The sequence below is a fragment of the Flavobacterium sp. IB48 genome (assembly GCF_016405855.1).
Lineage (GTDB): Bacteria > Bacteroidota > Bacteroidia > Flavobacteriales > Flavobacteriaceae > Flavobacterium > Flavobacterium ginsengisoli.
On sequence record NZ_JAEFCA010000004.1, the window covers coordinates 1 to 22,360 of the forward strand.

The 22,360-nt window shown below is 33.6% G+C and carries 11 protein-coding genes and 1 pseudogene; all 12 read right to left on the reverse strand.

The genetic code is table 11. The annotated features are described in order from the left end of the window. Positions 1–627 (reverse strand): leucine-rich repeat protein (locus JC605_RS13565; protein ID WP_198856714.1); only part of this gene is annotated, 627 nt, incomplete at its 3' end. Positions 628–629: 2 nt separating this feature from the next. Further along, positions 630–1,094, reverse strand: a complete 465-nt coding sequence (locus tag JC605_RS13570; protein WP_198856715.1) for a hypothetical protein — start codon at positions 1,092–1,094, stop codon at positions 630–632. 12 nt (positions 1,095–1,106) lie between these two features. Further along, on the reverse strand, positions 1,107–2,786 hold the full coding sequence (locus tag JC605_RS13575) for a hypothetical protein (RefSeq protein WP_198856716.1): 1,680 nt from the start codon (positions 2,784–2,786) through the stop codon (positions 1,107–1,109). Between the two features lie 99 nt (positions 2,787–2,885). Beyond that, a complete protein-coding gene (locus JC605_RS13580; protein WP_198856717.1) occupies positions 2,886–3,533 on the reverse strand; it encodes a DUF5977 domain-containing protein in 648 nt (215 codons plus the stop codon). A 3-nt stretch (positions 3,534–3,536) separates the two neighbouring features. Next, a complete protein-coding gene (locus JC605_RS13585; protein WP_198856718.1) occupies positions 3,537–4,409 on the reverse strand; it encodes a DUF5977 domain-containing protein in 873 nt (290 codons plus the stop codon). Between the two features lie 63 nt (positions 4,410–4,472). Further along, entirely contained in the window at positions 4,473–4,841 is a 369-nt protein-coding gene (locus JC605_RS13590; RefSeq protein WP_198856719.1) for a tail fiber assembly protein, read from the reverse strand. Between the two features lie 24 nt (positions 4,842–4,865). Then, positions 4,866–6,020 (reverse strand): hypothetical protein, encoded by a 1,155-nt coding sequence (locus JC605_RS13595; protein ID WP_198856720.1) that lies wholly within the window; start codon positions 6,018–6,020, stop codon positions 4,866–4,868. 88 nt (positions 6,021–6,108) lie between these two features. Continuing rightward, a complete protein-coding gene (locus tag JC605_RS13600) occupies positions 6,109–11,940 on the reverse strand; it encodes a hypothetical protein (protein ID WP_198856721.1) in 5,832 nt (1,943 codons plus the stop codon). 13 nt (positions 11,941–11,953) lie between these two features. Next, complete coding sequence (locus tag JC605_RS13605; RefSeq protein ID WP_198856722.1) at positions 11,954–19,369, reverse strand: hypothetical protein; 7,416 nt, start codon at positions 19,367–19,369, stop codon at positions 11,954–11,956. A gap of 473 nt (positions 19,370–19,842) precedes the next feature. Then, positions 19,843–21,123 carry a hypothetical protein gene (locus JC605_RS13610; RefSeq protein ID WP_198856723.1) on the reverse strand — a complete coding sequence of 427 codons (1,281 nt, stop codon included), beginning with the start codon at positions 21,121–21,123 and terminating at the stop codon, positions 19,843–19,845. A 497-nt stretch (positions 21,124–21,620) separates the two neighbouring features. Next, on the reverse strand, positions 21,621–22,013 hold the full coding sequence (locus tag JC605_RS13615) for a hypothetical protein (RefSeq protein WP_198856724.1): 393 nt from the start codon (positions 22,011–22,013) through the stop codon (positions 21,621–21,623). 148 nt (positions 22,014–22,161) lie between these two features. Further along, positions 22,162–22,360 (reverse strand): annotated as a pseudogene (locus tag JC605_RS23725) (transposase); the annotation flags it as partial.

The following is a 22,360-nucleotide window of genomic DNA, read 5'->3' on the forward strand; positions in this document are numbered from 1 at the left end:
TCCTCCGCCTATGCTTGTAATTGGACCGACTGTAAATTCATTTAATGCTGCGCATTGATTAAAGCTTGCTCCAGGAATGTTACCTGCTAAATTTGGAGCATAGAATGCTGTCATTTTGCTTGCGCCCTCAAAGCATTTTCCTGTTCCTGTCATGCTGGTAAGCAGCGGAGCATGGAAGGTCAGCAGAGAGGTATTGTTCCTGAATGTGCCAAGCGAAATATTTGACTGGCTGTCAATAGCCGTAACCTTAGGAAAGCTATAGCCTGTTATGGATGTGCAATTGTAGAAAGCCGAGTCGGCTATCGATTCTAGACTGTCCGCAGTAAAATCCAATAGGGAAGTGCAGTTATAGAAAGCTCTTGTTCCTAATGACTTTATATATCCTTCTGAATCGTTAAAATACGTAATACTTGTATTTCCACTAAAAGCATTAGATGGTATTTGATAAATTATGTTTATTTTAAATTGAATATCATTACCAATCACTTTAAAGTCTTTAATTTGGCTAGTAGATACACCTATTTTTGCGGCCAACAATGCAGGCGTGTTTATTGTCCCTGCAATACCTCCTATAAAAGTATTAGGTTTTGATTTTACTCTTCCAAATATTGTTTTTCGTAATCCCATAATTATAATCCTAAAATCATTATTGAATGCTGGCCCTCATTTTGCATAAATGTGAATATCTGTTTTTCAGTTACTGTAGGAGGTGTTCCAAATTCAAATGTTTTTGGAGCAGTAATAGACCAGTTTAATGATGTGCCAGCTTTTGTAATTCCTTCAAAACACATTCCTGAGTTAATAAACGAATTAGGTATTGTTAATGTTCCTGTACCAGTAAATTTAACTGTTTTGCCATGCCACGTATCTTGAACAGTGGCTGGTAATGTTACATTAATTTGATTGGAAATATCTTGTTTGTTTGATAAGTCGATATTTCCACTTCCTAAAATTGATTCTCCATTGATTGTTTTAAAGGTTTTTTCAGGTATTTCATTAAAAGTTAATTCGCCTTTTTCATTGGTAACTAAAGTTTTATTTGGCTGATTTGTCTCTAAATCAGATACTTTTATTCTGTTGTAATTTGTGTTCATTTTTATACTTTTTTAATAAACTATTTTGCGGTCTCCATTAGAAGTCTTGTATTCGCACCCAATTGGAAGGCCTCCTGCAATTGCTGAAGCATTATCTGGATATGTAGGCATTTTTGCCCAAATCATATATCCATTTTCATCTATATATGCTCTAACCGTTTCAATTTGCATATCAGTTCCTGAAGTTGTTTTTTGGCCTGTAATAAAATTAATTCTTGATTGACCTATTCCTTTACCACTGCCTGCCTTAAAATTAAGAGCTCCTCCATGTAAATCAGGTGCTCCTAGATTATCATTTATTTGAACGTATATCTCGCCATTGCTAAGACCTGCATATATATTTCCCTTAGCATCGGCAGCCATTGCTCTCCATCCGCCGGTAGGAGCATTTTGAAGAATGAATGGTCCAGAACCAGAAGTCCTCTTGTATATTAGTCCAAACTCTGTTGCTCCATAAATATCACCATTTGGAGAAGCGCACATTGATCGGAAATTTCCAGAAGCTACTGGAACAAATGTTGTACTTCCATTAATTTGTATATATACATTACCCCAATCCTCACAACAATAAACATCTCCGTTTGGAGAAACACATAATCCCCACCATGACCTTATGGTTTGATTACAGGATAAAAAAACATCGGTCCCAGAGGCCATTTTGTATATTTGGGTTCTATTCGCCAAATAAACATCTCCATTTGGTGCACAAGCTAAGCCTCTGATATCTCCTAAATTAGATGCGAAAACTGAATATGTAGATTCTCCAACGAGTCGGCGATATACATTTCCGTTTGAAGAACCAATATAAGATGTGCCAGATGGAGTAAAACAAATTCCTCCATGGGCAGCTTGAGTACCTAGTAATCCAACATTTACAAATGTACTTGTGTCAAAGTATCTGATCCATATTTGATTTCCCACGAAATATAAGTTGCCATGTAAATCTACTGCCATCCCATAATTTGTAGCTTTTGGATTATTTAAAGAGACAAAATCGTTATCAATTCCATAATTAATTGTTCTTCCAGCTGAAATAGTTAAATCTGCACCTGAACTTTGGTTTGTGCTTTGCTCTATACCAATTTCTTTTGTTGATTGATTTCCTAATGTAATATCCTTAGTTGGGATTTTAGATGTTCCTATTCCAAAAGAAATACCATTATCGATTAATCTGCTAGAACCTAATGTTGTTGCACTTAAAGACTTAGGAATATAATTTGTAATTCCTGTAAAAACAGATTGTTTGGTCGCTAATGAAGAATTGATAGTTGATAAATCAGTATTGTCTAACAAAGTTCCGTTTCTATTTTGTAGAGTATAAGTTCTCGAAGCAGTATTAGAATTTGCAAAAAAAGAGGTAAAAGTATTTGCAGCATTTCTTAAGCCTAATTTACCATTAAGAAATGTTTTAATTCCCAAAACATTTTGATCGTTAGAAATTCCTAAGTAGATGGTGTCAAAATAAGTTTTGAGAGTGTCTTTAATATTGTCTATCAAGCCCTTTAAAACTTTTCCCTGTCTAGCGTCCAGAGCTTTTCCTTCTTCGCTGTAGTCTAATCCATTATAGCTATCGGTTTTGATGCTGTTAATATCACGAAACTCCAGCTCGCCGCTGGAGTTTGTGCTTAAAATTTTATCTGGTTGATTTGTTTCTAAATCAGCCACTTTTATTCTGTTGTGATTTGTGCTCATTTTTGTGGTATTTAATTAATGATTTTTAAGGTCTATGTATCACATAGACCTTTTTGTCTGTAGCCAAAAATTATGTCTTTGATATTTCTAATATGAAGTTTATACGGAACCAGAAATTTCAGAACTAAACGGAGAATAATTACCAGCTGCATCTTTGGCTCTTACTTTAAAATAATATGTTTCATCTATTGTGGCATAAAAAACACCAGTAATGTTTGGAGTTCCGTAATATGGATCAGTTCCGTAAGTGCCATTGTTTATTCTTCTAAAAACTTCGTATCGCACCACACCAACATTATCTGTTGATGCATTCCATTCTAAGGTTAGATGATTTTCATCTGAAGAATAGCATCTCAATCCTGTTGGAGCAGTTGGAGGAATAGTGTCTAAAATTGTTGCAGTACATGTGCCCACATTATTGGCATATATCTGAGCATTAGCCTCTAACCAAGCAATTGCTTGGTTATTTGCATCTACTACACTTTCATTTGAAACAAACTGATTGGGATAGGCTGTAAGTGTGGCATCACTACCCGAATATCCAGAACCACAATTATTTCTAGTTATAGTTTTAGTCTGTGCGGTATTATAAAATCTTGAGCCTGGTGGACAAGTTGTTGTATCTAGAAAAGGAGCAATATAATCTGGATCTGTAACTATATTGGGTTTAGTTTCTCCCGTTGAAGTACCATCATCTGTATAGTATCTTTCTAATGTTTCAAAAGATTTATATCCTGTATTTTCCATATTTTAATAAGTTATTGCAACCTTCGCTGTAGAAGTGTTTTTATCGTAAGTTATGTATCCAATATTTGTTACTTGATCAATATCATTTATCCATGAAGGTGGTTTAGGAACGTTTTTAGAAAAGGTAAGTTGTTGTACTTGCGAACCTCCGATATTGATAAAATCATAGTCTGCATCAACCTTTTGCATTATTCCTCCAGAGTATGTTGTAATTTCGATATCGATATTACCTGTTCCGATTTCTCCAAACCAAGCTGTAGCCATCCTAACGGGAACTGATTTTAAAGTAGTGTAGTCTGAGAGAAGTTTGTCGAAATTGATTAAACAGGCTTCGACTCCATTATCTTTTCTATTGTCACCAGCATACATAATATAGGATTGCATTGCTGTGCTATTATTTGGTAATTCATTTCCATGTCCATGACCAAATCCCATGTATTTACTATCCCATTCAGTTCCAGTACTGACAAATCCGGTAAAAGTATCCAAATCACGACCAGCACCTAAGGCCCACTTGTATCTAATTATCATATAATCAAAAGGTAACATAGTAGTAGATGGTTCTAATACACAAGAAGGGTTTTCTCCTCTCCATGCTGTAGCTCTAATAGTGCAAATTCCGGTATTATTAGCATAAGCTTGTGCATTTGCATCTAACCAAGATTGAGCTTGCAGGTTTGCATCTGCAACGCTTTCTGTCGAAATAAATTTATTGGCAGGAGCAATTAAAGTAACTAGATTTCCAGATGTTCCGTAGAGACAATCATTCTTTTTTACGGTTGAGGTCTTTTCGGTATTATAATAAACCGTTGCTCCTTCTGCGGGATTATATTGATCTATATAAGCAAAAGGCTTGTATGTTATATTTTCTTCCATAATTTATTTTAGTAAGAACATTGATTTTTTAAGTTTTTTCAAAACCATAAAAAGAAAGGTGAATTATAAAGGAAGTGTTGGCCAAACAACAATAGTTGGGTCTTCTAAATCAGTTAAATCTCTTAGTTTTTGTCTATAATTTTTCCATGCCGTTTTTTTCTCTTCAGAAAGCGGTGAATCTTTTACTTGAGTCCAATCACTATCCATTAAAAGTGCATTTCTAGTGGTTCTTAAGTTTGCTAAAAGCTCTTCTTTATTTTGAACAAAAGGAGAATGGCAATGTTTGCCTGCAATTACTTTATAATTTTTTGACAATGCTTGTTGCCATTCTTCTTCAGTTAATTCAATATTTGGTTCTGGAATATTTTCATGAATTCCTTCGACATAAAAACCTGTGTATTCTCCGTTTTCGTTATATGTTGCTTTATACATAATTTTTATTTTTTTTAATTTTAATTAATACCCAATTGCGAACATGTAACCATAAGTACCATCAATAACTGCATAGTAATTTGTACTTGTAATATTGGCAACGTGATTGGTTCCTCTACTTCCAGAAGATGTTCTTACAGTAGAGACCGTAACGCTTAAAGCTTTGTTTGGCCAGGTTAAGGGAAAAGTATAAGTATTTGTATTGTTGATTAAATAAGCCCACTGAAGAATTAATCCGTTACTAAATTTTTGGTAGCCTCCAGAAGAAAGCGTACTAATAAAATGTCCAGCATCATAATCAGAACCTGGAGAAGTTGAAACAGAACCGTCTGCCATTAAAAACTGATTAGAAGTTCCGCCCGATTTAATAAAACCTTTGGCTTCAATTGTTTCTGCAAAATTTTTATTCCCGCCAATGGTCTGTGGTGTTGTTAAGTCAACATATTTAGAGTTTAGTTCTAAATCCGATAAAGTGACAGTGCTTTTATACCAGTAATCAACTTCTATATTACGATTACTTACTACGGCAGAAAATGTAATAATCCCGCTATTATAGTTTACAACATAATCTTTGCCTGTTCCTTCTCTAAGCAACTGACCATTTTTGTAGATTCGAACACTATCTTTGATAGGAAGTTCTGTTAGAGTAATTTTATCATTATTGAAGGTATCCTCGTCAAAATTTTCTTTGAACGGTACAGATAAACTTCCAAGAATCGGGTCAGTGTTAGGATCACTTGATTCTGTATCTGCATTTTTGGCCCAATAATTTACTTCAATATTTCGATTGCTGATTGGAGCTGAAAAAGTGATTACACCACTGTCATTGTTTACATTGTAATCTTCAATCTCTTTTAATAATTGACCATTTTTATATACTTTAGCGCTGTCTGCAATAGGTGCTGGATCTAGCTGAATTGATAATCCAGTAAAACCATCTTGAAAATTTTTGATTGGTACATAACAATTGCCAGCAATGATTCCAGCATTTTGAAAAGCTGCTTTTAAAAGCGCTGGTGTGATATAATGCTCATTATCTGTTCCTGTTTCGACCATTTGAAAATTAGCCTTGTCATCGTCTTTATGAACGAAATTGTCAAAAATTTCAACAAAGTCAAGGTGTGTAGGAACATCTCCGTTATTGAATTTGTTGTGAAAGTCATTTCTACTTGTTGCCATTTTATTTAGTTTTATTTCTTGCTTTTAAATGTTTGTATAAGACCTGAAGTCAATACCAATGAAATTGTGTCATTGGTATTGTCAGTTTTTAAAGAGTTAGGATTTTTTCGTCATTGCTCAACATTCCAGACGAATTTTCAGAGATTATTTTAAAATGATGATACACTCTTTTACCGTTTTCATCTTTAATAATCAATTCATCAGTTTTTGGTTTTGTCTCCAGTAAAGGCAGAATGACTTCTTCTAGATTTGTAGAAATCTCATGAATTTTTTCCCAGTTACCCTGATTATTCATTTTGTATAAATGATATTTGCCATTATAAACTGTTTTTTTCCAGTTGAAAACGATAGGTTTTAAAATCGCTCCATTAGTTCCTGTAGCAATTCCTGAGGCTTTTAATGTTGGAGACTCAGGCGAAACAGTATCTACAATTGTTGTTGCCGTAATTTTTGAGGGCTGAGATGGCGCATAATCAATTTTTATATCAGGATTGTCTGTTGGCGATTCTGAATCTGCATATTCAATTTGTTTTGAAACTGTAATTCTGTAAAAAAGAGCATCACCAAAAGGGGTATGTTCTAAATCTTCAAAATCATCATAAATGGTCCACACATTTTCAAAATCGGCAGATAAAGTATCTTCATCAATCTCAATTTCTTTAACCAGTTTCATTGTTCTTGTTGACTGCGCTTCAAACATGGTTTCGGCACGGTAAACATTTATTTTTTTGATTTTAGATTGTGACGAATAAGCATTTAATTCGATCTGAACAGCAGGCTTAATTCCTAGAACTTGATTTCCAAGAATTGGCATAATTCTTTTAATTTCAGGTGTTTTAGGTGGTGTAGAAGCCACCAGTTTTACAGGTCCCATAAGGTCGCTGAATTCTCCAAAATTCATTTTGATATCCATTTCTCGAACTGCATAGAAATAAATGTTTTGTGAGTTTCCATCCAAATTAAAATCGGTGAATTGCACTTGGTTATCATTTTCGTTAATGATTTTCATCATTGGTGCAATGTCAAAATCGGCATCAGTTGGTTTTAAAGCATTTCCGTTTTTATCTTTAATAGTTTGTTTTTTATTAACGGGAACATAATTATTCCCTTTAATATAATCGTATACAACAGGTACTTCAGTTAAAGGAACAAAAGCGGCTTGAATGGCTTGTTCAACAAAATAAACTGCTAACATTGGTTTTTCAACTTGTTGCGAAATTAGAACTTGATTTAGTGATGTAATTTTAGTTATTGTTGGTTCTGTAACGCCTTGTGTTGCATTATGCCATTCAATAAAATCATTAATCAGTTTTATGAATTCTTGGTTGTCAGGCAATGGAAACTGATAGTTTTCTGCAGTATCATTCTCAGGTAAAATTTTATAATGTCCTGTCTCGGCAAGATTATTAAAGTCTAAAAAGTCGCTCCATCTTTCGTTAAAATCAATTTCATCATTTCCGCCCAATTTGTTTAATTGTTCGCGAATTACACTTACTGTTTCAGGTTCGTATAAAATGTTAAGAAAATCTTCATCATTGGCCCTGTAATGTAATAAGCCATAGGGTTTACGATTTTTTTCATATTTGGTTGTAAAAGTGTACGAAGAACGATTGTAAAAATCAGGACGAGTTGCATACAAACTGCCTCCAATAATTTCTTTCGGTTTTTTGGGTTTCTCAACGCGGACAGCATACATAGGACTAGGGATACTAATCTTTGATTTATAGCCAATCTCTGTTTTTGAATGTGTGCTAATTCCGAAAATAGAATAGTGTGTACTTTCATTTTCTCGTGGCTGAATATTTTGCTCTGTGATTCCAGAAACAGGATCTGCGTATAGGTAAACTTTGTAACTTGGATAATAATTTACACTTTGTGAAACAGTTCCAGCTGTATAGCTTGGCGCTTCATTTTCTTCGCGTGGACCATCTACAGCACCTAAAATTTCATCGTAATTTTCATCCATGGTTTGCAAAGCATAATCACCAAGTTTAAAATCAGGATCATCAATGTATAAAACTAAATTTCCTGTTGTACCAATGTTTTCTGCTTTATAAACTTTAAACTCTTTCCTTGATTGTACTGGAACAGGATTTCCTGGCTGTATAGCGCTTTTTCTAAATAATCGCACAATTCCATTAGACCATTCAACAGAATTTCCATTTTCTGATTTGAATTGTGGATGCTGTTCTAAACTAAAGTTTTTGAAAATGATTTTGTATAATCCTAAATGTTTTTTGTCATCTAATTTAATTGGATCACCTTCTAGATTCAATTTATAAGCTCCCTTATCATCCATTTCGTAAGAAACTTCAAAATGCCTTTCAATTATAGCATCTTTCCAAACTCCTCTTGTTTTTTCTAATTGTAAGTTGTTTCCATTCTCGTTTTTGCGTTCAATAACTTCTCGATGAATATTATTTAAATTAGTAGGATATTGAACTTTAAAATCACTTTGTGGCTGATGCCAATTATCAACTGTCTGCATGTTTTGCACCAGTGTACATAATTTGTTCTCAGGAATTTGGATGTTTTTAATTTGGTCAGAATCTATCGTTGCATCACCATCAGCATGAAGCCTGTCGGTTACTTCCTTTTTTAATACTTCAACCAAAGCATAATCAAAAACATCATTATTTTTATCATCTTTTTTAAGTTGAACTTGAATGTTTTGAATTAAAAAGTTTTCGTCTCCAATGGTTAATATTCCTCCATTAAATCTGGTTTTGTTGGTGTTGTTTAAACCAATTTTTACTTCTTGACCACTACTGATAATCTTGTATTCTCTTATTTTAACAATCGAAGTCAGATTATTTACTGAATTGTTATCAATGCTTTCAATTTGGCCATATTCAACTTCTGGAAGTCCGTCTTTGTAATACAGTTTAAAATGATCAGCAAATATTTCCTCGCTATCAGGAAAAATTGTGTCTTTCTTTTTCTCAGCATCCTCAACGGAGATTTCTTTAGGAACAGAATAACTTAAAAGTTCTTGAGCCGAATAGTAGTCAAACATAATTCTAACCAATGTTTTGTCACTTCCGGTAATCTTGCCTAATAATTCTTGTTCAGACAAAGAGGTAAACGTCAATGGTTTTTCTTCGGTAACAAGAAGTGCATTAATATTACTTGGAGGCATTAAATTATTAGCTGGTTTAATGTTCGATTTAATGCTAATTTGACGCCCAGATGATGCTCTTGAGAAAATATTAATTCCGTATCCTTGATAGATATAAATGTTTTCTCCGGTTTCTTCCTGAATTGCATTTAAAATTGATTTTCCAGATTTAGGAATAATAATAGGAACAGTTTCATACTTAGATTCTTTCAGATTTTGATTGACACTTTTGTATTCGACATCATGCGATAATTCTGGATTTTTCCATGTTGGCTCTGTAGCAATTTTATGATCGATTCCTAAGTAAATTGGAAATGTAAAAGCAGTTCCGTCATATTCTAAAGATGATTTAAAGAAGTCTTTGCCTGAGTTAGGCTCTACAACATCGTAGTCCATAACATCATCCATAAATAAGCTTACAAATCTTTTCTTTCCATCAAAACTATAGCCTTCAGAATCTGTAATTCTAGCATTTAGATTATCTTCCGCATCAACATTTAAACCTGGGACAATTTTACTTAACTGAATAGGAAGAGGCATACGCTCTGTGTTTATAGAAGTTGGAATACTCATAGAAAGATGCTGCACTTCTTTTCCTTCAATGCCCTCTTCCAAACTGCCATAAGTAGTATATTCTGTTAAGTAGACATATTCGCCAGAATAAACTTCGTCATCAATATCTAAACAGCCTAAACCTAACATGCGGGCAACATGATAATCGTTTGCTGCAATATTTAAAAGATCTAAGTAAGATACTCTGGTTAAATTTTGAGCATATTTTTGTTCTTCTCCAGGTCCAGGCTCATTTACAGGAACTTTATCTCCAAGCGGAATATCTTCTTCTGCAGTCGGATTATCTGATAACTTGCTTAAAGAGATGTATCTAGAGACAATTTCTTTAATGTTTTCGTCGCTAATGTCGTTGTCATTAGTGATTCTATTCCATTTATCCCTATAATTTTTAATATTTACATATTCACCATCGTTAAATTTCAGCCATTTTCCATGAACCGCATTTAATTTTGGCTCAAGCTGTTCAAAAACTGTAAAATCATCTGTGCTTAATCCGTACTTTCCTTTTAAAAACCAATCTCCATTAGCATTAGTATTGGTGATAAAATCAGAATAAAATTCAAGTTGAACTGATTTTAAAAGGCAATTGCTTGCTTTAAATCGAATACTTCTTCCATTTTCTGCAACTAAACGAATAGGCTGGTTTAGTTGTGTTGAAGTATAGGTTTTACGATTGGTAACTCTTTTATCTGCTATGATTTGGTTTTCTGCAACTGATAGCGTTTCTAATTTTACACTTTTTGAATTGTTTGAAGATGAAAAATCTAATTCTACAGCAAAAAATAAATCTGTTTTGGTTTCAATTTCGATCAAACTATTTCCATAAGCCTGCATAAAAGCAATTGGATTAGTCAACGGATCATAGCTAGCTTTAATGGCTTTGTATTTTTTGAGATCTAAGAAATTTACATAAACAGATCTTTGCGGATTTGCCATTTTGTAAATCCAAAGTGCTTTTTTATTATCTACTACATTAGGATTTTGGGTTAAATCTATGTTTTGACTAATTTTTGTATACGGCGCTCTATAAACTTTAACAAAGTCATCTGGTTTATTGAAGCTTAAATTAGAATTAGAATCAGTATATAAATCTCCTTTTGGAAGGTGTTTTTTTCCTAATCTACCTGCCAACATCCAGCGAAGATGAATTCCTTTTGTACTTTCAATTCCTCTTGAGCCAGCCGTTCCAACTTGCAAATAAGTTGACTGTAGATTTGTTTTGTCTGAAGAAATATTGATAACTGATGATTCTCTCTTAACATTGAAATTAATACTGATTCCTAAAGGATTAAAAACATTGTTTAGCGATACAAGAGCCAAAAAAGAACCAAGAGCTAAAGGTTTTCCGTCAACTCGAATTGGTGCTTCGACTTCTGATTTCCCAAGAATTGTAACCGAATTAGCAAGCTTAAAAACAAGCCCGTTTAAGTTTCTTTGGTCATGAATTTTTGTTCCAGCACTTAAAGTTAAAGGAACACGGCTTTTATTTTTTAAAACTAAATTTCCACATGATGCACTAACTCTAAATCCTTTCTTTAAAGAAGGATACGTTAAATTATTCTCAATTATACTTACACTTGGAAAACACCCAATTTGTAGAAGAGATAAATCAGAAGCAAGTTTGTTTAATTCAATTCCTAAAGTACTGAAATCAGGAACTCTTACATAATCTGAATCTAAGACAGAAGATGTACTGTCTTTTGCAACTGGCGTTCTTCCCAAAAAGTTAGTAAGAGGAGTTGTTAGCTCTTCAGTATTGTTTGGAGAGCTTGTAACTCCGTACACAAAAACTTTTGAAGTTAGATTCAAATCAGTAAATAGATTTTTTAAGAAATCAGAATTGTTAACCTGCAAACCGTCTGTAATTACAAAAACGATATCTGGAGCAACCGGAAGATTTTTAGCCACATTTAAACCAGATGCCCAATAATCTGATTGAATGCTTTCTTTGCCATTCCCGTATAAATTAATCCAATCTATAAAAGAATCTTTATTGCTTGAAATCCTTTTTTCAATTACGTTATCGAGTCTAACAGCAGTATCGCTGTTAGACATTCCGATTAACGAAAGTGTGATTTTACTTTGTGTCTGAGAATTGATAAATGAAGTTAGCCCCGAACGAATCTGCTGTGCTTCATCGCTATTGATAGAACCCGATTCGTCTACTACAATTGCAACATAAGTTTCACAGCCTGAAAGTTGGCTTTCTTGAAGATTTATAGAACTCATTTTTCTTGTTTTTTTAAAGATTTATATTGTTTAATGGTAGTATTTGTGTATCAAGGGTACTAGTTGGAGAAGTTCCATTTCCTTCGGTATTCCACATTTTGTATTTAAACTTGATTTTCAATTTTTCTACTTCTAAAATTGTTTTATCAGGATTCATAATCAATGCCTGCGAATAATCTTTTGAATGCAACACACTATAATCGGATCTTACATTTCCTAATTCATCTAAAACCGAAATAGTATCTTGAATTTCTTCTAAAGGCATTTTCGGAATATTAAATGGTTCAGGATTACGGACTAAAAGTGCAATTGTTGCTCCTGTATTGGTATCAATAATTTTATTTACCTCAGTAGTTTGAGCCGGATCAAGAGGAGATAATTTTAAGATTCCTTCAAAGGCACGATCAAATAAATGCTGATACTTTGTTGCCATAGAATCACTTAAAGAGTTGGTTGCATTCGAGACTTTTGGCGCAATTAGATAATGCAAAGCATCAATACGTTCTTGATTCATATTAACATTTACATCATATAAAGCTCCTTTAGTTTTTTCTTGATCAGTAAAATAACTTTCAATTTGTTCTTTGAAATCTTTGTAACGCGAAGTTTGGAATCCAAATTGATGTACCAAGATGTTTTTACTTTCGCTTGTAACTCCTATTTGAGCACCATCAAAATAATTATTAACTAAAACCGTATATAGTTTAGAAGGTTTTAAATTGGTTAATGTTGTCTTGTATTTTAATGATTTTGGCTTTAAAGGATCTCCTAAAGTTAAGCTGCATATTCCAGGATTATCACTAATGAAATTGTTTACAATTCTAATTCCTAACGGAAGCCTAGGATCATTATCATCAGTCCATCTTTCACTTTCATTGTCTATTTCTTCTGCTTTTGGATAAATAATTTCTTTTTCTTCTTCGAATATCGGTTCTGGTGGATATTTAATAAGCACATCAGTCTGAGGATCTTTGATATAAAGATTTAATACACCATCAATTTCTGGCCTGCCAGTATCATAACTATCCCATTTTTTGAACATATTAGAAGTATATGTGTTAGTAAAGAATAGAGAGATTTTACATTGGTCAGTACCGTAGAATGAAGGTTTAGACTGTAGCAAACTTCCATCTGCATTAGGGTAAGAACGATTGTAATCTAGATAACTTCTTAATGACGTTAATGGTGATTTAGATAATTCAGTCAATTCATTCTTCGTAGGTGCATCTTGGTTTTCTGGTCTTACAGGATCTTTAACACGATAATGTCCAATAGGTCCATGTGTTTTAAATCCATAGAAATATTTAAATTCAGTTGGATTCTTTTTATTGTCATCAACCGTATCTGTCAAAGTAAAATCTAAGCAATATGTTGTATTGGGTCTCCAGATTGGTTGTACTGTAGTTTGTACCGCATCTTTCATTGCTTTAAACTGTTCAGCGACAGCTGGAATATCCAAAATAGTTTTGTTATGATAATAATCTTCTTTACTCAACCATTCTACACTTTGAATGTAAGTTGTGTAATCAAGTTCTGGATCTTCAGCATTTTCTAGACTCGAGCAAATAATAGCATCAGTAATAATAATTTTTGAGTTTTTAAGACTTCTTCTAAAATCTAATCCAGTAACTGTGTTTAACGGAATTAAACTTATGCTTCCGTTTGTTAAAGCTGTCGTAGACAATGTAACAGAAACATTTGGAGTAGGATATAAAGAACAATTGTCAAAAGCATCACTAAACAATGAGAAATAAACGCCTTTTTCTTTTGGCTTGCCAGAAAGCATTACAATTTCATTTACAGATGGTTCATTTTGAACCCTAATAATTGAAGTATCTTTAATTTCATTTTCTCGTTTAACGAGTCTTTTCAGTTCTAGTGATTCACTAAATACAAACAGATAATTTTCATTGTAAGCAACAATAGAGTTATCGTTCAAAACATTATTAGATAAGTAAACCTTTGATTCAAAAATCGCATCATTTTTCAACAACTTGATTGTACTTCCATTAATTTGAACTAAACCAAATTTGTTATTTGAAAGCTTGACTGAAACCCAAGTTTTATTATTGACACTAATGGCATCGATGATTTCAATAATTGCTGTATCAGAAAGAACTTTTGTGTCAATTACAGAAATTACTTTTGCTGTATTGTTGATATTCAGACGAATGATTTTTTTGTCCTTCGTAATCAAAGTGAATTCAGTATCATTTTGCTTGAGAACTTTAGTTACTTCTCCATTTATTTTTGAATGATAAACAACAGTTCGATCGTCTCCTTTAATCCAGCTAATTTGGGTTTCATTCGATAATGTATTTACCCAAAGCAAATCATTGTTTGTTAACGGAAGTATCTTATTGAAACCTAAAGAATACGTGTTTAAATACTGTGTTCCAGAAATCGGATTTAACTCTTCGTCCATTTCTACAATTGCAGTTGCAGAAATAGGAGATTGACATCCAATGATAAGATCAAGATCAATAATAGCTTCTCCAATTCCTTTGCATTGTTCTGCATTCAAGGCTTGAGTCACTAATAAATTACCCTTTACAATTTGTAAAGAAGTTACAATTCCATTAATTAGACGTTCTCTAATGATGCTTCCATCAGAATCAACTTGTAATAGGATTGTAGTTTTTGTATCTTCTTTTGGATGGAATGTTATTACGAACGAATCATTGAATTTAATTACCTGATCAAAATCATACAGAGTTCTTCCATTATATCCATAATAGTGAGTAAAAGTCAATGCATTTGGATTATTTCCAGAATTAACATTGTCGTTTCCTGCATCCAATTTCAGATTATTCAATTCAGTTGTAAGCAAATTGTATTCTGCAATCTTTGCAGGATCTGTCAATGCAATTTCAGTTTCTCCAGTTAGATCGCCATAAGTCTCATCAAATAAAGCAGCCATTTTATTTCTGATTTCTTTAATGCGTTTTGCCTTTGCTGAAACTGGACTAATTACAATTTTGTCAATCTTTATTTTCTGATCTTCAATTTCTTCGCTAAATAAAGTTATCGCAGTTAAAAATTCTGCTTTGGTATACGTTTGCTCATCCGAAAAAGTACCCGAATTAGTTTTGCTAAAGCGAATAGGGACATAAGATGTCAGTTTATCGCCATCTTCAAAAACAGCTGTATAAGCAGAAATTTTTACTTCTTTCGCTTGCGTTGTAAGCTGTAAGACTGGATCAATAGCCGATTCAGGGAAAATAATTTCTAATTCATTCTCGTTCTTAAATGAAAGTGATTTACTATAACCATGAGGATTTCTATCTGCAGTAATACTCATGAAATCTCCACCTTCAATTTTATAATTGCCAGTAATTTCAGGAAGCTCTCCATTTAATTTAAAAAACAATCCATTGATTTTATCTGCTTCATATTGCGTTGGAACATAATAGCGCTGACCAATTTGCTTATTAAGAAAATCAGTGTGCTGTTTCTCAATTTCGGATGATGGACAGAATAATCGAGAAGGTGTAATTCCTAATTGTTCAGGAATATGCCATCCTGGTTCTCCTGCACTTAAAAAAGAAAAAGGATCTGTTGCCAGTACACGAATAGAATCATATTGGTCAATTGCTTTTTGCCATTGTGCCCAAGGTAATTTCTTTAACGCGTCGCTTCTTTCTGTATCTTTTACAACAGCTTCAAAAGGATGGTAATCTACCCAATTAGAGCCATTCCATGATTTTAAATTGATTGATTTAATTCCGTATTCATGTTTAACCCTACGTATTTTTTGCGAAGATTTAGGGTTATTGTCTATCGGAGGCATTATGTCTGTGTAGTTTTTTGCTTCAGCAGTATAACCTCCTATTTTTTGAGATAATTCTGGATTAGGCAATAAACCTTTAGCCATTTTAATATCGATATAAGTATCTAAAGGGATTACGTTGGTAATAAGTTCTGCTTTAGGCATTCCATGAATGTCAAACTTTTTTGGATCATAGTCTTTTTCTCCCACAGATTTGAAATAATCTAAAGCAAAAGCCTGATTGGTTAACATATGAACACCTTTGACATTCTCCAAAGTTCTATTATCTAAGCCGTCGCCTACAGTTCCTTTTGGAAGCGGACTGTAAGGTGTACGGTCAATAATTCGGTTGAGATCCCATTGTAATTCAATAGTAAAACTTTTACTCACTTTTACAAAACCAATCCTTACACGAACGCGCAATTCTAGGCTGGCATAAATTAAGAATGGCTTAAATGACTCTACAGAGAATATGGTATTTAACTCGATTTCAACATTAACAATCCAAATTTTAATCTGGATTCCTCCGCCTGCAGTAATATAACCTCCCATTTGCGGACGTTTGAACGAGATTTTTCCACCTAATTCTAAATAAGCCCATAATTTTACTTTGGCAGGACCAAAACTCTTTTCTAGTTTGAAATCTAATCTTGCTCCAGCTTCAATACCTTGAGCAGAAAGCATGATGAAAGCTTTTGCTTTAAATAAGGTTAAAACATCAGCTTCGATTGGTCTTTCTTTTGTTCCGAAATTAACATACCAAGGTTTCTGATTTTTAAAGAAAAAACCAGCTTCTAATAATGCAGTGAGTTTGAATATCTGACCGCCATCTTTAGGAATGCTAAAATCTGCACCAGCCGCTAACTCTAATGAATCATCTCCAAAGGCAACCATCGCAAAAAACGGCGGATTACTTGGATCATCTTCAATCAGACCTAATCTTCCTGAAATAACATTCAGTCCTGCTTCGATATAAAAGAGAGTAGGCAGAGACAATAAAAGCATGGCTCTTAATGACAATACATGTCCGCCATCGGCAACTGTTCCAAAAGTGGCTCCAGCCCCAATAGAGAATGGAGAATTGTACTGCATTGAATCTGGCGGGCCACTGAATTTTTTAATGTTGATTCCTGGTTTTGGATGTTTATAATAATCATACCAAGAATTGTTTTCTGTAAGTCCCACAGCTTGTTTGGTGGCAACATATCTAAATCCTAATAAGCCTCTAAAGGCATTAATAGCCAGAAAACCAAGCGGAATAGGAACAGGTAGTTCTATACTTGCATCAATTAAAAAAGCAGGGTATTTGGGCATAAAACGCATGCCAACACTTCCTGAAATTTTTGCTTTTGGAAGTTTCAAACCAACTTCACCGATAAATTCTTTCGATTTTCCTGGTTCAGGAAGCGAAATCATACCGTGAATAATTGCCATAGCCGAAGATTCGGTAGCAGTTCCTGGAATAATTAAATCGACTTCGATAGTCTGGATTCTAATGAATGAATCTTTTGGACCTCCATCTGTAGAATAATAGTATTTTACTCCTTCACCACGAGCATCAACTCCAAGCGGATTGATACTGATTGCACCATCAAATCCCCAGAAATTATATTTGCGGCCGTTAATTTGGGTAGAACCAAAGTTGATGTTTGTAACTGCCATCTGAACTGGACCTAAATTGACAGAAAGACTGATTGGAATAGGAATAGATCCTCCTTCAACTTCAATATTTCCATCGCTATACACACGCAGTTTTTCAACTTCAAATCCTTTTCCTTTTAATAAGCTTCCCATTAAAGTATCTTGAGGAAAAGAAACATAACAAGAGGTTCCTAAATAGTAATCTTCATCTTGTTTACCAAGTTCGAAACTATGGAAATCAATATCTACAAGATCAAATAAATTTGCTTTTGGTTTATTATCTTTTGGGAATGAAGCAGTAAGGTTAAAATCTCCGTCATCCTGCAAGTGACCTTCAAGATTAACTTTTAATGGAGTACCGTTTTTTTCTTTAAGTTTTGGAATTTCTAAAGCTCCTTTGATGTTAGAATTGACAACTTTATTTTGTTTGAAAGTAATATCAAATTTATTGAAACCTACTTTAAAACCTTTTTTCTCAGAGCCAATAGTTTTCCAAAGTGTATTGTCGTAAAGTTCGGTTACAAAGCTTTGATAATCTTTTGCTTCGGTAAAAACATATGTGATTGAATCGTTAATAGTTGTTAACGATAACGGATAATCAAAAGCGTACGGTAAATTTTTACTGTTCAATTCTTGCAGGAAGACAAGCAAAGAGGAGTAATCGGTAATTTCTTTTTTATTGGCCACACCATTTTCGTCCTTTTCGAACATGGCGATTGGATAATTAAAATTGAATTTATCGCTGAAATAACTAAAAGTACCCTCTGTATTTGGAACTGTCTCTAGATAAATATTTCCAGAGAGTCCGCCTGTACCTATTAATAAATCTGATGCACCAATTTTTAATGTTGGAGATGTACTTCCTGGAGTTTCAGGAATATCATTAAACCATTTTGAAGGAAGGGTTACTGAAACAGCACGCGCATAAACTCCAACGAAATCATTTGGGCGTCCATCAGCATCGGCTTCTGGAATATTGGTTTTCTTGCTTAAATCAACTTTTAAAGTATCTAACTGAAGAAGTAAACCTGTATTGCCAATCATGGCATTAGGAGGCGTTAATGAACCTCCTAATTCTGCTTGATAGCCAATACCAGATTCAGTATCGGCATACAATTGTGCTTGAGCAAATACGAACATCGATTTTTCAGTTCCATTGCCAAAATCAGTTCCATTGGGGTTAACAGGTTTTAAAATGTTTCTAGGGAACTCAATACCAGCATTTAAAGCTAAGGTAGCTTTTGCTTTTGGCGTAATGATTCTTTTAATATGTGCTTCGATTCCGTCTGGAGCTACAATATTGTAGAAATCTTGTAATTTTTGCTTGATTTCGTCTAAAGTAAAACCCTCTCTAGCGATATAAGTTCCAAATAGTAATAGCGGAATTGATTTTGTAATAGCACTATTGTTTTTGATTAATGTAAGAATGCTGTCAATAGATTGATCTACATCTTCAGCAAAACCTAATTCTTCAAAAGTAGGATCGCCTTGGAGTTCTGCCAAGGAATTAATGTCTTCTAAAAGCTGTTCGTATTTTGTTTTTCCTTCTTGAGCTTCCACAAAAATATTCATCATATGAGCTACAACTTGTTCTTCGCTGATGCGGAAAACCTGAAGCCCCACGGCATAGAAATCCTCCATAGAAAAAGAGAAACTGCTTGAGCTGAATGTTTTTAAGAAAGCCAAGATTTCCCACTGATATTCTAATGTAATGGGAAATGATGATATAGAAGAGTCATTGTCTTTTAGATCTGGATTAAGGACCAAACCTAGACCAAAAGGAAGAGGTAGCGCCAGTTTTGTACTTGAAACAATGTCAAGACTGTAAAAGGCAGAATCTCCACGATATCCTTTTGAGTATTGTAAATTTTTGTAGTGAATTTTATCAAAAATGGAATTCAAACCATCTTCGACAAACGATAAGAATTCTGGTAAATCGTCTACAGTAATTATCTCGGACAATCTCGGATAATATCGTGCTGTAGGAATCGGAACCGCAGGAATTGGATTAGTTGGCATATTCTAATTTTGTTTTTGACTTTAATTTTTGTTCGTATTCTGAATGATTAAATTGTAGTTAGATCGAACCAATCGTTGAGGCGTAAGTGCATAGTTTTTTCGAGATTTTTCTAAGCAGTTTTAGTAAATAATCCGCTTAGTGATTTTTTCAAAAGATTAAAGTTTTTAAGAGGTTTAAAACCTCCTTTTTTCTTTTGACAATGTAAAGATGAGCCTAAAATTGGAGCTTAAAAAAGAGCTGCTTAGCGGTTTAACATGGATGTTCTGGAGCTTTACAGAGTTGTAAAGAGACTGGATGGGGAGTAAATTTAGAATTGACTGTTTTTTGATAAAACTTTAATTCAATGTCAAACAGTAAAAAGTTTTGTTTATGAGTTTTGAAAAAGCAAGGAACTTTATTACAAAGTTCCTTGCAAATTACAATGAAAGAAATCCATTCATCTAATGACTAATGTCAAGTTGAAATTTCTGAATTATACTTGTTTTATAGGATATTCAATCCAATATCCTGTATCGGTTTTTTCGTAACATAAAGCACCACTAGCGATATTTAAACAATGTAATTTAAAGCCTTTTTGTGCTCTAGGGTAGTATGCATCCAAATCATTGCTTGATAAAGGCCCGTCGATAGCATAGTTGCTATTTGCTAGAGTATCAATAGTTGCAATTTCGCCACCGTTATAAAATGCGAGTCCGTTAATATAAGTTAAACCGTCAATTGACATATCTTGGCCTCCTCCAGTTAGAGTAAGTCCTTGGGACTGACCATCTATCACTAATCGACCATATGGATTTGTATACATAGTTCCATAACCGCCAGTTTTGAAATCGAAACCTTGTCCAGTAAATGCAAGTGTTCCAGTGGTTTGCAAATCAACTCCATATGGATTATTTGAGTTTGTAGGATTTAATCTTAGAAAACTAGAAGTTCCAAATTGAGTAGACGAGGTTAGATTAATTTCCTGATTTGTATCAACTTTAAAAGCACCTTTAAAAGTCCAATTTCCTGTAATTATAGTAACTTGAGACTTAACCCACTGCCACCAATTGAAAAGCTTAGAGCGGCTAACTACTTTACTATCTTCAGAAATCGCAGTGTTAATTTGAGTTTCTGCATCAGATGCAAAATTTATGGTTTTATTATCAATCATATCCTTTAAGACTTTTCCTTGTCTAGCATCGAGTGCTTTGCCTTCGGTGGTGCAGTCAAGAGCATTGTAACTTTCGGCTTGGAGGTTGCCTGATTTTACAGATCCGTCTGCCATTAAAAATTGCTCATTTGTACCGCCAGTTTTAACAAAGGATTTTGCAGTAACTATACCATCCTTATCTATTTTTGTGACAGTATTATTGTTTGCATCAACAGCTTTTAGAAAATCTCCAGTCGCACTTTTTTGATTATATAAATTCAATACAGTCGCACTTCCATCAATAGCCATAATTTTTGCTATTTCTTTCTTATTATTAAAACCTGCCACATATAATGCAAATCCATCATTTACACTACTGAAATTAGTAGCCGATGCACCAGATAGACTAACAGTTGCATTTAAAGATGCATTTCCATTTGTGTTCGAAAAAACTTTTTCCCCTCTAATTATTTGATTACCTGAGAGTTTTACATTATCGGTATCTGTTAGCAATGCGTTTGCATCGCTAAACTCTAATTCTCCATTTTCATTCGTTTTTAAAATTTTGTTTGGCTGATTTTTTTCTAAGTCCGCCACTCTGATTCTGTTGTGATTTGTACTCATTTTTAATTAATTTTTTACGGGTTTAAATAATTTATAGGCTTTTAATCGGGCTTATAGGGGATTACCGTAATTCATTCAGATATATAAGACACTTACAAACAGTTGTGAGTTTTGGATGATTGTAAGTAATCTGAATGTTTAAAAATTGTGTTAGTGGCGTCACAATAGTTTTTGTTTTACAGAGCTGTAAAACAAAGTAATAAAGTTTATATTGACTTAGATATAGCCAATAGCAGAGTAGGGAAACTTATAATTTTAAGTTTCCAGAGTTTTTAAAATGTATTTTTTTTGAGTTTAAGAGATTTGGTTTTCTCTTTTGTTTTATTTTTGTAGATCTATTTTTAGGACAAGACAACTTTGCGTTCACGAGCGGGACGCTCGCGCCAGCGGGAGGTATCTGCAACAGATATTCTGACTTACTGTAGTGAGGGTAAAAGAGGTTCTGCATTCTCGTAATATTCAAAGCTGATCCACGTAAAATCCGTATAATCAGGTTTTTATCTGTTATAGAGCCAATTTGGATTCGGTATAGTTTGTAAAAAAGCCTTCCATTCTTGTAAAATCTGCAAAAAATCTGAAATAGGTACTTCCACTGGTTTTCCAGTTGTATTGAAAACAGCTCTAAAGGGAGGGGACTTTATTTCAACACTTTCATCTTGATTTCCTCCCCAAATATTGTAACCCTCAAATGGTATATTTAAGTCTAAATTTAAAGAGGTAATATCATCTATTATTTGCTGTGTCAAACGAATTCCATTTGGTTCTAAAAAACTTGCTATTTCATTATTTTTACTAGACCCATTTACTAAACTGCATCCTACACTAGGTATTGTTGTGTTATTAAATTCATAAGTACTAAAGTGTAGATTATATTCTTCCGCTTTCTTCATATTCTTTATAATTTATTGGATTTCAAAATACGTATAATGATTTTCAAATATTGGTTGTAGATTATATCTATGATGGTTAACATGTTTAATTTTGACTATCGAACCTCCCTGCTGGCGCGAGCGTCTCGCTCGTGCACACACAGGAAAGTCAATTAATATCAATTTCTAAAACAGTTTGATCGTTATCGCCATAATTTCTGGCAGAGCTGTATTTCCAATCTACAGGATTAGTTACAAAACCAGTTTCGAGAGGGTTATTATGAATATAGTTTAACTTTTGCTCAAAAACCTTTAAAGACCAGATTTCAATAGGTTTGTTATTCTGCTGCCAAAATTGCCTGGATTTT

Excerpts from the sequence above, each read along its gene's own strand:
- JC605_RS13570 (WP_198856715.1), bottom strand. The coding sequence starts at position 1,094 with ATGAACACAAATTACAACAGAATAAAAGTATCTGATTTAGAGACAAAT.
- JC605_RS13575 (WP_198856716.1), bottom strand. The coding sequence starts at position 2,786 with ATGAGCACAAATCACAACAGAATAAAAGTGGCTGATTTAGAAACAAAT.
- JC605_RS13580 (WP_198856717.1), bottom strand. The coding sequence starts at position 3,533 with ATGGAAAATACAGGATATAAATCTTTTGAAACATTAGAAAGATACTAT.
- JC605_RS13585 (WP_198856718.1), bottom strand. The coding sequence starts at position 4,409 with ATGGAAGAAAATATAACATACAAGCCTTTTGCTTATATAGATCAATAT.
- JC605_RS13590 (WP_198856719.1), bottom strand. The coding sequence starts at position 4,841 with ATGTATAAAGCAACATATAACGAAAACGGAGAATACACAGGTTTTTAT.
- JC605_RS13595 (WP_198856720.1), bottom strand. The coding sequence starts at position 6,020 with ATGGCAACAAGTAGAAATGACTTTCACAACAAATTCAATAACGGAGAT.
- JC605_RS13600 (WP_198856721.1), bottom strand. The coding sequence starts at position 11,940 with ATGAGTTCTATAAATCTTCAAGAAAGCCAACTTTCAGGCTGTGAAACT.
- JC605_RS13605 (WP_198856722.1), bottom strand. The coding sequence starts at position 19,369 with ATGCCAACTAATCCAATTCCTGCGGTTCCGATTCCTACAGCACGATAT.
- JC605_RS13610 (WP_198856723.1), bottom strand. The coding sequence starts at position 21,123 with ATGAGTACAAATCACAACAGAATCAGAGTGGCGGACTTAGAAAAAAAT.
- JC605_RS13615 (WP_198856724.1), bottom strand. The coding sequence starts at position 22,013 with ATGAAGAAAGCGGAAGAATATAATCTACACTTTAGTACTTATGAATTT.